Source organism: Caballeronia udeis, from assembly GCF_001544555.2.
GTDB lineage: Bacteria > Pseudomonadota > Gammaproteobacteria > Burkholderiales > Burkholderiaceae > Caballeronia > Caballeronia udeis.
In genome coordinates this window covers 1-15563 of the sequence record NZ_FCOK02000047.1, presented here as the reverse complement: position 1 = coordinate 15563, position 15563 = coordinate 1, and the positions used below count along the sequence as shown (strand labels likewise).

Below are 15563 nucleotides of genomic sequence, written 5' to 3'. Positions count from 1 at the left end.
AAATATCCGGGCCGGCAATTTCGCCGCGAAAGGTAAAGCAGCATGCCGAAAATGTATCTAACAACGTCTGCAGAAGCGTTTATGACGTACCGGAGAGCTATATCACACTGGCTGCTTAATAAGAATATTCCGATCGAGATACGTCTTTGGTCCCAATCGCAGAAAGTCAAAATTGTGTTCGAGAACACGAGCGACGCATGGTCATTTCAGGAAGAATTCGAGGGAATATGAGACCAAAACCAAAAGTGATTCTTGAGCAACAGAACAAGAAGACGCATAGTACCAAAAAGATCGTCGAAGCGGACGCGTCATGCCGGTGTTCTTTCCCAAATCTGCGGAGCCAATTGCTGATCGTGAATTGTCGGTTAAGCGACACTGCTGACGTCGGGGCGGGCAGCGACGCGGCGCACGGCAAGATCTGCGCCTCACTACGACCCCAAACTGAAACCAAGGGCTATCAGCTTGCTTATCACGCCACCATCACGCGAATAGATAGTTCTCCCCGTGTGCGGAGTGGGAAAATATGACATTGTCCCGATCGCTGTGGGCGCAGCGACCGTGTCATGTTACGGTCCTTGTGTTTCCTCGACTACGACAATTCATGCTGTTCCCATGTCTTTAGATGCCGTGACCGTTACGTCCACGGGGTCAAGGCGTTTCCTAATCAAATCGTAACCGTGCATTCTGGGCGAAATCGATGTCATGCTTTCAGGCGGTACATCTATTGCCTTTAGCAACGCGATGACCAGCAACACTTCGATGAATTTCGCACGGGCCTCGACGTCTCGCGTGTCCGGTTCGATCTCGTTCGCGTGAGTCAGATCATTGCGGAGTTTGCAGATTGATTCGATGTGGGACTTGTCGAATATCCATTCGGTAGACAATTCAGTCGGTAGCTGTTTCATGAACTTGATGATGCAGCTGGCCGTGTTCAGCTTAGACTGGTTCGATCTGCGTATCTGTTTGAGGAGGCTATTTACGGCAGACGATCCACCGAAATAGCGCACCACCAAAGGTTTCGCCCGGTTCAGAAGCAAATCGAGTCTTCCTTCGTCAACGAAACTGTCCTTCTGAAAGGTGAGTTTCTCAAGCAAGCGGAAATATCCCAAAAACCGTTCCTCTGGGTTTTCCAATGCTCGATACCTAACGTACTTTTTGAAATATGTTCGGATCTCGCTATCGGCGGCAAAGTAGGCGTTGAAGCTTGTCAATGGAAACGCAGGGAGACCAAGTTGATTCCGGGCCGGATTGCATCCAAGCGGGAACATCACGTAGCGTGCTTTACTGGCGGAGTGCTGGGGTTCCGAAAAATACAGTGTCGGGCGGAAGGGGCCGGAAGGACTCTCTGGAATCAAGCTGATTGCCTGAAGTGAAACTCTGCTTCCGACCACGACCGAAAGCAGATCGCGTAGTGTATTAAAATTTTCGATTGTCTCTAGTTCGTTCTTCGCCTCGTCAAAGGACGCGATTAATCTCGGCGGAAATCGAACGCCTGCACTAAATTCAGACGTAGAAAAATGCATAGAAGCATCATAGCCAAGAGCTAATACCCCAACTCCATCAACCGGCTGTTCAAACTCGAAGGGGATCGCTTCGCCGTCAGTGAACAGTTTGCCGCTGCTAAACTTCGATATGATGTCATGCTGAGTTTTCGTCTCACCGATCCATAGGGATACTGAAGATGAGTCCAGTTCGAATCCGAAGAATCGCGCATTGCGGCTAGACGTTGCGCTGGTACAGATAACATACGCTATCTCGTAAGCGATCTCGAAAGTCTTGATTGTCTTCGGGTGACGCTCAAGAACTCCAGAAAAGAAATGTGTGACTTTCAGATCGATCAGTATGAAGGTCGTTGCAACGTCTCTGCATATGACGCGGCTTACGTTTTCAAATTCAAAGTTTGCCTGACGATCCTGCGAAATTTCGCCGGACACGAGCAGAGTGCATTTGTTGGGGGAGAGGTTGAGTTTCCCGCCGAACTTCGTGCCGTGATTGTCTACTACGACATCGAAGCTGTAAGTCTGATCTAGTCTCAGGCCGTCTGCGTTTTGCTTCATGTGATTGATGTCGCGTTAAATAGATAGTGTTCCGGCTAGGTAACTGCGTGATGTGACTCATGCTCGGAGCGCGCGGCAATGTGCGAACCGACGCGTTGGTCGCCTGAGACGCGGAACACATCATACCCTTGCTGGCGTAAGTGCCCTTAAGATGACTCGTGCTGAGATTAAGAATCTTTAATGGTTTGCCAAGACTGTAGATCCTGGAGGGCCCAGCCACGTAGATTCGAGCAGAGGATGCGACGCAAACTAAGTCGATGCAAATAGATGTGAAAATCGCACTGGCCTAGCCGCTAACTGCTAACGCTCGGGCACATGCAGCAACTCCCAAGCGCAAATAGCTACAGGGATGCAACGACAAAACCGAAAGCAAAGCAAATAGCAAAAAGCTTTGGTTTTCGCGCAAGTTTTTGTTTCTTATGAGCTTCGTGCGGCGTCACTCTTCTATTGATTCCCATAAACAAAGAAAGCATCCTCTGGCGAGAGAAAATCATTGCTTTAGGAGAATTAGGCATGAAGCAGGCCAAAACCTTGACCGAGAAAGAGCTTAAGCAGGTGTTGACGTACATCTCGCTGAAGCGGCACGCAGCACGTAATCGGGCCATGCTACTGCTAACGCATTGGGCGGGTATGCGCGTAGGCGAGGTCGCTGCGTTGCGAATCGGCGACGTACTGAACGCGGACAACTCGATTAAATCGGAAATCCGGCTGCTTGCAGAACAGACGAAAGGTCGGCATGCGCGAACGGTGTTTGTCGGTCAGAGGCTTCGCAAGGAACTGATGGCGTATGTTGCGACACTGAAGTGTCGGTCAACCGACAAACCGCTGTTCGCTACGCAGAAGAAGCAGGGGTTTACCGCCAACACGTTGTGTCAGCACTTCCACTGGCTGTACAAAGAAGTTGGCATCGACGGGGCGAGCAGCCACTCTGGCCGACGCTCGTTTATCACGAATCTGGCAAGCAAGGGCGTGGGTGTTCGAGTGCTGATGGCGCTTGCGGGGCATCGGGACATCTCGACGACGCAGCGATACATTGACGTGAACGACGAGATGCAGCGTGCAGCGGTGGATCTGGTTTGAAGCATCTCGATTTAACCGAGATGTGCAGCGTGGGTTGATATGAGCTTGCCTACGGCAAGTTCGATAGTCGGACTTATCCGTTTGGCCGACGTGCTCAAGTTCTCCACGAGATTGCCGGATATACACGGTTCATCAGTAGACTTATCGTCAAAGAATATCGGGAATTCGCTTGAGAAGCACGGGAATCGCTGCCGCCGTTAGCGGCCTTACATTGGCTCTGGCTTGCCAGCATGTTTCGGCACAGAGTTCGGTAACGCTGTACGGCATGACGGATCTGAGCATCCGTTATCTGACGAATGTTGATGCACAGAACGACAGTCGGCTGTTCATGACTAACGGCGCTGTCATCAATAGTCACGTTGGGCTGCAAGGGGCGGAAGACCTTGGAGGTGGGCTGAAAGCCGTCTTCCAGTTGGAAAGCAATATCAATCCGCAGAACGGTAGCCTTGGCGATAGCGGGCGACTTTTCGACAGTACGGCAGATGTTGGCTTAGCCGGCGACTTCGGTACGTTGACGCTGGGCCGTCAGACGACACCGCTGTTTAATCAACTGGTCTTCACGTATGACCCGCTGACTTACGCCAACTATCCGGAAAATTCGTGGCTGCCTTATGCGCTTGGTGCGGGGCTGACCGTCGATAACTCGATCAAGTACGTCGGCCAGTTCGGTGGCCTGTATATCGGCGCGATCTACTCGTTCGGCAATAACTATGAGCCGAGCGGTGCAGACGGTTTCTCTGGGCAGGTTCCGGGTCATATGGGAGCCGGCAATATGTTCGGGTTCCTCGCGTCGTATGCGGATGGTCCGCTCAGCATCGGTGCCGGTGTACAGCAGGTCAGCGACAACTCGAACAACAAGCAGACGCTTTATCACGCAGACATCAGGTACGTAATCAGCCAGACGAAGCTCTATCTCGGGTATATGCATTCGCAGGACAATACCGGCCTTGTCGATGCGCTTCTCGCCGAGCAGCCGATTCCAGACATCGGCCAGTTGAAGAATACGGATCGCATCGACGACGGTCCGTTTGCTGGCGTGTCGTGGCAGGTGAGCGCTCCGCTGTTGCTTACCGGCGCGGTTTACTACGATCATATGCGGAATGCCGCGACCGGCTCCAATACACTTGGGAGCGGTAGCCGTTACACGGCAGTCGCGTTGGCCGAATATTCACTGTCGAAACGCACCGAAGTGTACGGCACGGTCGATTTCAACAAGGTCAATGGAGCGGCTACTGTGGAGTTGCCGGGGCGCAGCAACCAGACTGGGATCGCAATTGGCATGCGAAACTTCTTCTGATCGCTGATGGCGATCGGCAAAAAGCTGGAGTTATCGTTTGCCGCGACAATTTGGAGAATGTCAGGCACCCTTTGCAGCTTTGGCGAAGGCCTCCGCGAGCTTGTCAAAGTGCTTGAGCGCGGCAGGCGTCAGGTCGATCTGCTTGCGGCGTGTGTCTTCAGTGTCGCTCAGCGTGAGCCAGCCTTTTTCCCGCATCGACGTGATACGGGCGTGAAGAGTCGCGGGCGAACCAAGCTCGCTGTGAGCCATCATGTCCCGAACCGAAAGACGATCGTTTTTTTGCGCCATGCGCGCGACGAATTCGAGGATTTTCTCTTCGAGCGGATCGAGCACAGGAAGCGTAGGCAGACCCCGCAGGGCCTCGGTCAGCTGCAGGAATCGCAGGTAGATATCAGCAGGACGTGTCATTGCTTACGCACCGTTGAAGATAGGCGCTCGCGGGATGACATACAGGCGCGCTATGATTCGCTCGATAATAAACATGGAAGAGTAGTTTACCGCAATGTCTAGCTTACGTTTGCATTTCTGGTCGATCACTGGGACTCTGATCGCGTTTTTGGTGTCGCTGTGGATCAACCAGGAGGTGTTCACTCACACGTCTTTCGTTCGAGGCATAAACTGGATTTTTCTTCCGTCAGGCGTCCGGCTTCTGAGCACTTTGCTGGTTGGGTTTGATGGATTCGTTGGCCTGCTGGTTGGCGGTTTACTGATGGACTTTTTCTATTGGTTTCCACACGACCCGGTTCGCTCAATTGCGGGAGCCATTCTGGGTTCGCTAGCGCCCTATCTGGTTTATAGGCTTGCGCTGGAGCGCTACGATCTGAAGGCGTCGCTGACAAATCTCACGCCGAAGCGACTGCTCGTACTGGCCGTTGCGTACTCGGTTGCGAATCCGCTGTTGCACCACATCTGGTTCGCGCTGCAAGGCAATACGCAAAACATTGGCGAAAGTTTCGTCATGATGTTCGTGGGCGACCTGACCGGTGCGCTGATCATGCTGTATTCGATGAAGGGAATCCTCGCCTTGTTGCCGAAACAGTCGAGCCGTTCGCCTATGACCGGTGGCATGTTTAGGGTCCGCTTGGCGCTCGATAGCGCCTATAACAATCGGCTGCAGTAAAGAGCTGGTCGGCAGACATTGAACGTGCAGGAGCTGCGTCGTGCTTCTGCTCGACGCATCCATGGCTCACTTATCGCCGCTATCGTAATTTACATACATCGATTGAATGCCAACGCGGCCCGGACCCGTAAACCTGTTCACGATGAAATTCATGCCAGCGCCGAAGAGTCCGCTCGAGAGCTTGTCTACTACCGTTTCCATTTTTACGCCCGGCGTCTTGTAGAGCCAACCGCCCGGCTCTATATCGATTGTTTCACCGGCCGCAAGCTCCTTTTCGAACACGTTTCCGTATCCGTGAAGCCACAGCACACCGTCGCCCGACTCACCTCGAAACTTATCGATAAAGAAGCCACTCTGACCGAAGAGCATATTGCTGATGCCGCGCACTCGCTCGAACGTATAGTCAATGTTGGCCGTTGCTGCTAGAAACTGATGCTCGCGGACATGAAGTTCCTCCCCTCGCCCAAGATGAATCGGAACTATATGCCCGACTCCATCCCGACTGAAAGCAATCACCCCGTCGCCGCTTGCCTCGGTGACGAAGACCTGCATGCCCGCCATCATGCGCTTCAAGGCGCCTTTCATGGGGCGCAGTCCAATCTTAACATTTGAATTTTTCCAGAGCAGGATGTGGTGCTCGAAGAAGACCGACTGCCGTGACACGTCGATCGATAGCACCGGTACAAGCTCGCCGCCGATGTGGTACGTGACTCCGCCATAAGTTTCGTCGGCGGTACTCGTCGGTTTGAGTGTGGGTAATTTATTCATTCTTTAGCGCGAGAAAATTACGTAGTGGAATGGAACGCTTGCCGGGACGCGCGCTGTGAGACGCACATCCCGTGGAACTGGTCCGGTTGCCTGCGTCAGGCGACTGCCCGCGGTTGCGCTTGCGCGTAACCTTTTGCTCCGATGATCGCCAAAATGCCACCGATCAACGAAAGGGCCATAAAGATAGCGACTATCGTACCGCCGAGAACCGCGCCAAGAATCGACGAAATAACAAGTGCGATACCCGCGCCTTTGGGCTTCGCAAAGACTACCGCGCCGCACACAATCGTCAAAAACGAGAACAGCACGCCTCCCCAGCCAAGCCCAACGACCGTTGACGCGCCGTCTGCATTGAAAGCCGAGCCGATGCCACCAACAAACAGCGTGGTGAGTGCGGCGAACACACCGAAGACACCCGCGATAATTCCAATAATTCCGCCTGCTTTGTGCATGTTTATTTCCTTAAAGTTGGTTCGTTTTCGGGGCACCCATGTTGGGAGTGCTATCCGACGTCTCGGAGTCTGTTCAAACGTGTTAGGTGTATGGTGATCGACCTCCTTTGTATTCCATAAGCTAGGAAAATTTTTGTCGCCCATAACGTCCGCGCGAAAAAAACGGGACAATTAGCGATCCAGGTAATTGGAAGACGCGAAGATCGCGTCGAACTGCCCAACTTGTTTCTCGAATAGAACGTTATGTGAGTGCTTGTCGATGATCTTGATGCCGAGGATTAATGAGTCGGCAGCGTTTTGTGCGGTGATTTCGAAATGTCTCGTGAGCGGTATTTCCAGTCCGTCGTCGGCCTCGCGGCCTAACTCCTCAATCTGATACGGCTGATAAAGTCCATAGCTCTTACCGTTTCTTAGTTCGAAGTTTGTATCAGGACTGCCCTGTTTGCCGGCAAAGCAGGCGAGCAGTGCGGTTCTCATCCCACTGAAGGAGCAAGTGACCACTGCGAGGTACGGGAACGGGTCGTTTGCGGCGGCGGCTTGTTGTTGGGCTGCGGCCTGCGCAGCGCTTTGTTCTGCGTCTGCCTCTGCTTTGGCGGCTTGTGCTGCGGCTTCGCTTGCCGTGGCCCGGTCAGCCACAACGTCGGCATTGTGCTCAACCTGTGCGCGGACAAACGGCAGACTGTCGAATGGCAATCCGGAGCTTTGTGTGGGCGTCGCGGAGAGCGCCGGCACGGCAAGCAAACTGCCCGTGACAAGCATGGCTATTGCCGCGTCTCTTGTAATTCGCATTGTCCTAACCTTGTGTGTTGAAAGAAGGCTTCTGGTTCGCCACAAACCATGCCTTGCTACGCTCATACAGCGACTTGACGTCGGGGTCACGCTCGCTGGTCACGTGAGAGTCTATGAACGCGAGCGTCTTCTGTTTGTCTGCGGAAAATTGATAAGCGAGCCACATGGCTTCAATCGCCTGATCCGGGCGTTTCTCCTTTTGGAGCGTAACGGCAAGGGGCGCCCAGATACTTGTGCGGCGTGGATTCAATGCCAATGCCAGCACCGCTGTATCCTCGGATTGGGCCAGTTGCCCATTCATCGCATAAGCGTACGCAAGATTGCTGATAATTTCCTCGTCGCCGGGATCAAGCCGATTGGCTTGTTCAAGCAAGTGAACAGCGTCGTCCGTTTTCGATTCGTTGAGTGCACCTAAACCCGTTTGATTAAGCTTGCGCGCATTGGCCCGATCGCCGCGCGCTGGCTTGGCGAGTGCGTCGATGGCGCTCGCTGCCTGCATCGCTCCCGCGAGGTTTTCCGACCGCGCGAAATTAAGCATATCTTTTGCGCAGGAAACAGCCGTAGCACAACTGACTTGCAATGTGCTCCCTGCTGCCGGGCTGGCTGCGGACGCTGACGAGTCGACGGCGTTCACTCGGGGCTGAGTGACCGACGCTGATGTCGGCGCTTGCTGGGCGTACGCAGACGTTTCGTTTGTTGCAGCCGGAAGCGTGGACGGTTGCGTTCCCGCAGCGGCTGTGTTTGCTGCGTCTGCTGCCGCTGCCGCCTCCGCTGCCGCTGCCGCTGCCGCTGCCGCTGCCGCTGCCGCTGCCGCTGCCGCTGCCGCTGCCGCGGCGTCGGAGGCGGTCTGCGTCGGGCTAGCGGCTGGATGAGCCGCGGTCGTGGATTGATTTGCCGGATTTTGCTGCGCGATCGCCTCGGCGCTTAGCGCGTTGCTCGGTCCATCCGTCGCGACGGTTTTCCAGTTTGCAACGGCAATCTCGCATGCACCCGCATCGTAGGTCTTCGGAGGCGTGAGGTTGGCCTCCTGCTTGAGCGCGCTGTTCAGCGATTCGAGAATGCCTTGGTTTTTCGCCTTACTGTCCGGCGTCTGACTCGCGTCAACGTTATGCTGCGCCTGAGCGAGCACGAGTTTTACGAATTCTTCGCACGCCGATGGCATCTTCGAACCGCAACCGCTCAATGTGAAAGCCAAAAGGACAACGCTACTACGTCGAATCATTTGAGTTCCTTATCTTTTTACTTTCATAGCCGCACGCGTTGGCACGTGGTAATGGTTTTAATCGATATAAAAAATATATCGATTAGGGCGCGGCGAAACGTGCCATTGCAGGGGCGAAGCTAGTTGTCGCCTTGGCCATCGTCGGGAATGTCGTCGGCATGCACGGTAAGCAGCACGTTATCTCCGTGACGCACCATCTTGTAGGTGACCTGGGCATTCGACGCGTTATTCAAGCTAACCTGTGCTTGGCACGCACGCATCGATTGGTTGCTGCCAGGTAGCTCTTTGATGTCTGATGCTTCGATAAGGCTAAGATTTTCTGCTCGCGCGAACTGGGATCCATCAAAGGCTTGCTGCAAAAGATTTTGCGTATCCGTCGCGTCGCAGGCTGGCAAGCCGCTCCTGCCCCCCGAGGAAAGTGCTTGCAGCATGCACCCTAGCAGGACGACGATTACGCTGGTCAAATAGACTCTCGCCCCATAAGGCGTAAGTTTTTTTCGACGGTTGAAGATCGTGATGAAGCTGAAGAACCGAACGTTAGGCTGCCTGCAGAATCCGCAGGCGAGCAAAATTCCGCAAAGTCCGACAGCAGTGGTGAAGGAGGGCGCGAGACTCATGATGGTTCTAGTGAATGTTTAATGGAGCGACAAGTCGATCTGTTTGATATAAAAAGTATATTGATTTAGCCGGATGCCCCCAAAGCTCATCCGGCACACCTAGTGCCTTCAGCCGATCATGGAAGTCCAGCCAATCAATAGCGAGTAACGGGATCGTCCGATCGCCGCGTGAGCTGTATGAGAAGAATCGCATCCAGCCATCAAGAAACACATGGCGTCCCGGGCGGAGCAGGCAGGGAGGTCTTGCAATCAAGGGATAGCTGGTGGGCGCAAACTGTTCGGCGAGGCCTTGCGGCGATATAGCGGAACCGACGAGTGACGCGTTTGTCCCGTTGTCCGCGCTCCCAAGGTAATCCTCGACAGCCCCGCTCACGGATTGCGTACAAAGCTCGACAAAAGACACATGGACTTGATCAAGAGTTGTCGATGCAATCGCCTGTTCCGCTATGTCGATGGTCGTGCGCCGGAGGGCCACCGATTTGGCGTAGTCGGGCAGCGCCCGAAATGTCATCTCGCCGCTGCGCAGCGCATCTTGAAAGATCGGATAGCAAGCGAGCCATGCGCTGGGAACGCGACCGACTGGGCGACGCGCTTCGGTCAACCGGTCGGTCCGTGTGACCTGTTCCGTTTTTATATTTTCTCTCAGGTTCATCGTTATAAAAACTATATCGTTTTGGGAAAAAGCAAGCAAGGCTCGGCGCGCATCGTAACGTCAACACCTGGTTTTCGGCCTCGTTAGGACGAACTTTAGGGCAGCCGCAAAATTTTTGTCCACATCGGCGTGGCGCGCAGCCGCCGTTACAGGCGAGGGGCGCTGCTGCGTCTGCGTTGAAGCGCTTGGATAGTAGGGAGGATAATGATCGCGGCGGTTCTCGGTACCGGTCGAACCGAGCAGGGCCGAACATGCGCCCAAGCAAAGGGCGCATACTTCAACGCTTGATCTGCGTTGCTTCCATTGAAGACAGGGCTTCGATGAAAATCGCCTGCAAGGCGGGTAACGTTTTTTCTAATGCCTCGTACAGGCCCATGTCACGGCTGAGTTGTTCCAGCTTTGCCCGATACAGCCGGGCAGCTCCGCATCGCGTGTCGATGGGAACGAGGAAATATTCGCCGCTCTGGTTTTTCGTAGACTCGATATGCTCGGCAAGACCATGTTCCTCTAAGTCGAACGCGGCACCGATTGCCCGACCGCGACTGCAACCGAGTAGCAGATGGAGCTTGTCGAGGGATATTTCGCCAGTGGAGAGAGCAATGTCGAGTGCTTTTGCGGGGAACACGGATGTATTCAGCGTTTTTGCCAGAGCGGTCGCATACCGGCCTTGGTATAGGGACATGAAATTGTGGAAACGGGTAATCGCAAACATTTTCGCTATCTCAACCGTGGAGTTTCTTTTAATGCGCGGATCTAAATATGCTGGCACCGTGCGCATTGACATGCGGAAGATAGCTATTGGGTTGCACATCATCAAGAAAAGAGTGGATGTTGAGGACGCGCCAATTCGTGTCCGCATTGCGCCGACCAGTTTCAGTCGGCTCGCGAACATATCCGGCGCTGCTAGGAATTGTCGGTTGGGCCGACAATTCCGTCAGTGGACTCAAGCTGTAACCGATTCGTCAGCCTTGTTTGAAATGCTCCCGTCTGCGATGTCGTCGCCGTCGGCGTCGCTTTCCGGCTCAATGTTTTCGATCTTGTGACCGTTCAACTCGTTGTAGTTTGAGTCCTTTTGAAGTGAGTAGAAAATCACTTTTTCGCCGTCGTACTTGATGGCGATCGGACGCCAGAAGCCTGCGTTGGGAATCAAGTCAATCATGGATTCCGGCAACTCGTCGCGACCATAGCGTCCCATGTGCATCCATGACGCTTCGAGCGCGGCGTCGAAGAGGGCTTTTGCTTTGCCTTTGGCTGCCCGCTGAGCCTGCTTTCGCTGCTCCTTCGTTTCCTGTGCTTCTCGTTCGTCCTTGTTGACCTTTTTGACGATATCGCTCAGGCTGCGATTCTTTTTGACCCAAGCTGCGAAAGATTCCTCCGTCTGCCCTTCGGCATGTGCACGTTTCAAAACTTTTGTATCTGCCGACGCTTGCCTGCGATCCTTTTTTCGAAAGATCATCGAAAACAGGTGAAATTCGTGGGTAGCCTCCGACTTCCGTTTGCGTTCGCACTGTTTATAAAGCTCATCCTTGAGCGTATCGATTGCGACGGTATCGTCTGCGATGGGATTAAAGTACTTGTGGCGGAGGCCGAGGATTTTAGCCAGAGCCTTAATCGCAAGCTCTTGAGTCTTGTTGCTGTATGCGGTTTCCTCCGTCTTAAGCTCATCACCTGCTTTGCAGATTTCAGCAACGTCGTTTCGGAGGAGCGGAAGAACCGTCTCCTCATCGAAAGGTTCGTGTGCGTAATTGGCACCACTTTGCGTTTCAGCTTGGGATTGTGCGGATTGCTCCGTTTTCTTGGTCACAGGCTCGTTTTGAGGCGTCTCGTGAGGAGATGTCGGGGAACCCGACAATTCGCGATTTTGAATGTCAGCTTGCTGCGTATCCGTCTTCGGAGCGATATCCGATTTCTGGAGAAAGGCTTGCTTTGCGAAAACACGGGCGCTTGGCTTGATGGAAAGAATGGCGTGGGCTTGACGGGAAACGGGGTCGTTGCGACGTTGGATTTGCATATCTTGCTCCTTTTAAAGTTAGCTATTTGTCGAACAGTGATTCGACAAGACGGACTTTAATTTGGAGCGGTAATGCGAAATAGCCCGCTTGCTACCAGACATACGCCGTTTGCCGGCACATGGTTGACCGTTTGCAGGCAAGTGACTCACTGTTTGCTACCAAACGACATACCGTCGAGCCAGCCGGTGATTGTGCGTTCAGCTTGCATCTCGGAAAGATTGATGTTCTGCTCTTTCGCCGCCGCCAGAATCTCCGGCTTGATGGACAATGCAGCGTTGCGCTTGCTTGGGAAACGCCTTCTCGCTGCGAGATGTCGCGCTAACGTGCGAAGCGGCTCGAATTTCGCATCGCGCTTGGTTGCACCTGCCTGTGCTCGTTTAGACGCGTCTCGTTTCACGGCGGTCGGTAGTCGGGCGACTTGATTTGCTCGCCCAAGCCAATATTGGGCGCGGCACATGCACCCCCAAGCCTTGTGTTGATTACCCGCTTCCCACGACTTCTGGCCCGTTACTGCCCAGGCAATTGACGTACGCACATAGTCGAGGAGAGCTTTAGTCCGAGCGTTAGAGACAGAGCCCTGCATCGCATAAGGATCGAGTTCAGCGGTCGCCATCAACGGAATGACGATTGTCTGCCGAAATTCGTTGATGACCCCAAGGACACGTCGATAATCCTCAACGTCATGGTCTTGTATTTGCCATCCCTCTTTCTTGCTGCGGTGATAGAGGTAGGCCGCCTCATCGAGGAGCTTTTCGTACAGGTCATCGAACGTATTGTGGTAGACGTCCGTCGTTATGAAGTCCCCGGGCAAGAGTTCGGTGCTGTTGCTTTCTCCCATGCGTCATCTCGATCGTTGATGTCGCCGAAGACAGGGCGCCTTCGGCAAACGATGACTATACGGGCGTGCGCGGTTTGTGGGAATGGCGTTTTGGCACGCTTGCTGGCTTTGCACTTGCTCCGCTGCGAAGCCGCTCGGCCAAGCGCATGGCGTCTCTTCTGGCAAGCCAGAGGGCAAATTGTCGGTCACACCGACTTGTGGTGTTGTCGCGGTCGTGCGACGCTTCCTGCGCTTGCGCCTCAACTGGATCAAGCTGATGTTCATCTCGACCGTCTGTCGGCTGGCGTAGCGGGCTTGATCGGTTCGCCGGATATGTGCGCTGCTGCTGTCACTGTCGGCATGTCGAACCGCTGCGGATTGCGGCCCGGTTGCTTGCGGAGTCAGTGGTTTAGCGGGACCGTGCTGGTCGCACGTGCGTCGGCTGATGCGGCGCACCAATAAGCGCACGGTGACGAAGCTGACAAGCATGTGGCATTTGAAGCGAAAGGGGAACCGTTGCCGAACATCTCTCGGTCGATTACTTAGGCCCGCAAATCGGCCGGTGTCGGCAAGTTTCGGACATTTGGCGCGGCTACACACTTCGTTGACAATCCACATTTGGGGAAGCCGGCGTCGTTGATATAGCATGGCAAACTGCTTTGCCTTGATGACGAAACAAACGAGCCTCGCTCAGCTCGACGCGCTGCACCCTTCCGTCCAACTTGATGCGTGGACAGACGAGCAGTCTCTCTTCATCCTGAGTCGTAAAACCTGGTCTAGAGGGATAGGAAAGATGACTTCGAAATACATTCACGGGCTGTCCTAGAAGACGTACTGGTGACTTTTCGCACAAAAATTCTGCGGACCGTATTTCGCTTTGAACACTCGATTGATAGACTAGAACGACGCAAAAAAGTGGATCATCACTGTGACAAAAATCGTAAAGATATTATGCGTAATAGGGGTTTTGGCATCGGCCGCATGGGTGCTGACGAAGCCGGGATTTGATTCCTCGCTATCGTTGATAACAACCCTCGTTGCACTTGCTGGGTGCTTTGTAGTCGAGCGTCGCAAGAGGCGCTCACCCGCGCAGCATCAGTCAATTTCTGGTTCATCGGTCGGCATTCAAGCCGGTGGAGATGTACACGTGGGAAACATTTCCAACAAATCTGGCTCGAAATAGAAAGGCAGGCAATGCTTAGCAGAGATCAATCACAAAAAGCTTCCGACGGTAGCACGGCTATTCAGGCTGCAGGAAATGTCACCGTTGTTCAAGTGGGACCATCTTACGAGCAAATAAAAGAAATGGCCTTGGATATTTTTCGGGCCAATTTCTACGAAATGGCAGGTCAGGCAAAAGAGATTGCGAGAGCGAGAGCTGAAGAAATCACCGAAGAATTTCTTTCGAAGCTTCAAAAGGAAAGTCCCGAAAACTTTAAGAAGGCGGATGATCCTGACTTCCAGTACGCACTTTTTACGGTGCAGCGCGAATATGCCCGGAGCGGTGACAAGGAACTAGGCGACTTGCTGGTGGACCTGTTGTGTGATCGGAGCAAACAGCAGGAGCGCAATATTCTTCAGATTGTACTGAATGAATCATTGAATACTGCACCAAAGCTGACAGCGCAGCAGCTTGCTGTGTTGACCGTCATCTTTCTGTTTGGATACACCAGGAACTTGGGTTCCGTGTCGCATGACGTACTAGGCGCCTATCTTGATAAGCATAGGAGTCTATTTTCCGGGAAGCTTGTGGAAAATCAAGCGACGTTTCAGCATCTGGAGTTTGCCGGCTGCGGTACGACCGGCGTAGTAATGAGGCAGCTACCGGACGTATTTAGCAATGAATATCGGACGCTTTTTGCCAAGGGATTTGGTGCAGAGTTGATAGCAGAGAAGTCAATATCAATTGGCCAGGATATAAGATTCTTTATCCCCTGCATCAATGATGGGACCAAGATTCAGGTTCGGCAGCTTTCGCTAGCCGACCTGGAAGGTGAATTCAGGCGATTTGGCATTGGAGAGCATGACAAGCAGGCTATCACTCATTTGTTTCATTTGAATGTGATGGATGCCTCTGAGGTTAGGTCTAAGGTGATCGAAATCCGGCCATATATGGAGGAGCTGTTTGACGTCTGGGCGCGTTCGTCGATGGTCAACTTCGGGTTGACTAGTGTTGGGATCGCTATTGCACACGCAAACGTGAAGCGGCTAATAGGGGAGTTCGCCAACCTGTCGATCTGGATAAACTAGACCGAGCGTGGACCAGCTCCCGCCTCAACCATTTGGGGTCTTTCTAAGACAGCGTGCTTATGTTAGACGCCACCACTAGGTCGGGTATTGATTTACGACCCGCATACTGGCGATTGCGCGGTGCCCGCGAAGGTAGCCCTGGTTCTAGGAGTGATCACAATTCGTCGTCTATGAGTTCTTTAGGCATCGCGTCCTGTCAGCGGCGGTTGTCAACGTACTTGTCGTGTCACTTCAAGCAAACTGCTTTAGTTCTTCCGGCTGCATGCGCTCCGGATTGAGCCAGACTTCATCCTTCAATTCCCAATTACGCGTTGATCGGGACCAACGCCGTGGATTGCGCTCCCTGGCCTCTGCATAAGCGTAAGCGCGCGATTTCACACACCTAGCTTGCGTTGTTGAGAAGGCTCACGATTGCGTCCGCAACCTCACT

At 53.6% G+C, this 15563-nt stretch carries 16 protein-coding genes and 1 pseudogene; 5 read left to right on the top strand and 12 right to left on the bottom strand.

Annotated features, from left to right (window positions below; genetic code table 11):
* Nucleotides 1-599: 599 nt before the first annotated feature.
* Nucleotides 600-2057 carry an ApeA N-terminal domain 1-containing protein gene (locus AWB69_RS27880; RefSeq protein ID WP_062090068.1) on the bottom strand — a complete coding sequence of 486 codons (1458 nt, stop codon included), beginning with the start codon at nucleotides 2055-2057 and terminating at the stop codon, nucleotides 600-602.
* Between the two features lie 513 nt (nucleotides 2058-2570).
* On the opposite strand from AWB69_RS27880, the gene AWB69_RS27875 reads away from it, so the two are divergent.
* Together AWB69_RS27875 and AWB69_RS27870 are read left to right on the top strand one after the other, a co-directional pair.
* The gene (locus AWB69_RS27875; protein WP_062090067.1) at nucleotides 2571-3137 is read left to right on the top strand and encodes a tyrosine-type recombinase/integrase; all 567 of its coding nucleotides are present in this window, start codon (nucleotides 2571-2573) and stop codon (nucleotides 3135-3137) included.
* A gap of 169 nt (nucleotides 3138-3306) precedes the next feature.
* Nucleotides 3307-4434, top strand: a complete 1128-nt coding sequence (locus tag AWB69_RS27870) for a porin (protein WP_062090066.1) — start codon at nucleotides 3307-3309, stop codon at nucleotides 4432-4434.
* A gap of 60 nt (nucleotides 4435-4494) precedes the next feature.
* Here the strand turns inward: AWB69_RS27870 and AWB69_RS27865 are convergent, their stop codons facing one another.
* Complete coding sequence (locus AWB69_RS27865) at nucleotides 4495-4842, bottom strand: hypothetical protein (protein WP_062090065.1); 348 nt, start codon at nucleotides 4840-4842, stop codon at nucleotides 4495-4497.
* Between the two features lie 301 nt (nucleotides 4843-5143).
* On the opposite strand from AWB69_RS27865, the gene AWB69_RS27860 reads away from it, so the two are divergent.
* Complete coding sequence (locus AWB69_RS27860) at nucleotides 5144-5554, top strand: hypothetical protein (RefSeq protein ID WP_407923061.1); 411 nt, start codon at nucleotides 5144-5146, stop codon at nucleotides 5552-5554.
* A 66-nt stretch (nucleotides 5555-5620) separates the two neighbouring features.
* Here AWB69_RS27860 and AWB69_RS27855 read toward each other — a convergent pair whose 3' ends face one another.
* From AWB69_RS27855 to AWB69_RS48010, 4 genes are all read right to left on the bottom strand, one after another.
* The gene (locus AWB69_RS27855) at nucleotides 5621-6322 is read right to left on the bottom strand and encodes an AIM24 family protein (RefSeq protein ID WP_062090063.1); all 702 of its coding nucleotides are present in this window, start codon (nucleotides 6320-6322) and stop codon (nucleotides 5621-5623) included.
* Between the two features lie 95 nt (nucleotides 6323-6417).
* Entirely contained in the window at nucleotides 6418-6945 is a 528-nt protein-coding gene (locus AWB69_RS27850; RefSeq protein WP_197500340.1) for a hypothetical protein, read from the bottom strand.
* Nucleotides 6946-7533, bottom strand: coding sequence for a hypothetical protein (locus AWB69_RS27845; protein ID WP_062090061.1), 588 nt, complete (start codon nucleotides 7531-7533; stop codon nucleotides 6946-6948).
* Nucleotides 7534-7567: 34 nt separating this feature from the next.
* Complete coding sequence (locus tag AWB69_RS48010; protein WP_075644002.1) at nucleotides 7568-8101, bottom strand: tetratricopeptide repeat protein; 534 nt, start codon at nucleotides 8099-8101, stop codon at nucleotides 7568-7570.
* Between the two features lie 119 nt (nucleotides 8102-8220).
* On the opposite strand from AWB69_RS48010, the gene AWB69_RS48005 reads away from it, so the two are divergent.
* The gene (locus AWB69_RS48005; RefSeq protein ID WP_075644001.1) at nucleotides 8221-8424 is read left to right on the top strand and encodes a hypothetical protein; all 204 of its coding nucleotides are present in this window, start codon (nucleotides 8221-8223) and stop codon (nucleotides 8422-8424) included.
* 480 nt (nucleotides 8425-8904) lie between these two features.
* Here AWB69_RS48005 and AWB69_RS27835 read toward each other — a convergent pair whose 3' ends face one another.
* The 5 genes from AWB69_RS27835 to AWB69_RS27815 all read right to left on the bottom strand — a co-directional run bounded on the left by AWB69_RS27835 (nucleotide 8905) and on the right by AWB69_RS27815 (nucleotide 12904).
* On the bottom strand, nucleotides 8905-9402 hold the full coding sequence (locus AWB69_RS27835) for a hypothetical protein (protein WP_062090059.1): 498 nt from the start codon (nucleotides 9400-9402) through the stop codon (nucleotides 8905-8907).
* Between the two features lie 7 nt (nucleotides 9403-9409).
* The gene (locus AWB69_RS27830; RefSeq protein WP_156528992.1) at nucleotides 9410-10093 is read right to left on the bottom strand and encodes a hypothetical protein; all 684 of its coding nucleotides are present in this window, start codon (nucleotides 10091-10093) and stop codon (nucleotides 9410-9412) included.
* A gap of 238 nt (nucleotides 10094-10331) precedes the next feature.
* A complete protein-coding gene (locus AWB69_RS27825) occupies nucleotides 10332-10946 on the bottom strand; it encodes a hypothetical protein (RefSeq protein WP_231937261.1) in 615 nt (204 codons plus the stop codon).
* Between the two features lie 51 nt (nucleotides 10947-10997).
* Nucleotides 10998-12065 (bottom strand): hypothetical protein, encoded by a 1068-nt coding sequence (locus tag AWB69_RS27820; protein WP_062090057.1) that lies wholly within the window; start codon nucleotides 12063-12065, stop codon nucleotides 10998-11000.
* A gap of 146 nt (nucleotides 12066-12211) precedes the next feature.
* Nucleotides 12212-12904 (bottom strand): hypothetical protein, encoded by a 693-nt coding sequence (locus AWB69_RS27815; protein WP_062090056.1) that lies wholly within the window; start codon nucleotides 12902-12904, stop codon nucleotides 12212-12214.
* A 1173-nt stretch (nucleotides 12905-14077) separates the two neighbouring features.
* Here AWB69_RS27815 and AWB69_RS27800 point away from each other — a divergent pair.
* The gene (locus AWB69_RS27800; protein ID WP_062090053.1) at nucleotides 14078-15133 is read left to right on the top strand and encodes an LPO_1073/Vpar_1526 family protein; all 1056 of its coding nucleotides are present in this window, start codon (nucleotides 14078-14080) and stop codon (nucleotides 15131-15133) included.
* 58 nt (nucleotides 15134-15191) lie between these two features.
* On the opposite strand, the pseudogene AWB69_RS48000 reads toward AWB69_RS27800, so the two are convergent.
* A pseudogene (locus AWB69_RS48000) lies at nucleotides 15192-15320 on the bottom strand (IS5/IS1182 family transposase); the annotation flags it as partial.
* Nucleotides 15321-15563 lie beyond the last annotated feature (243 nt).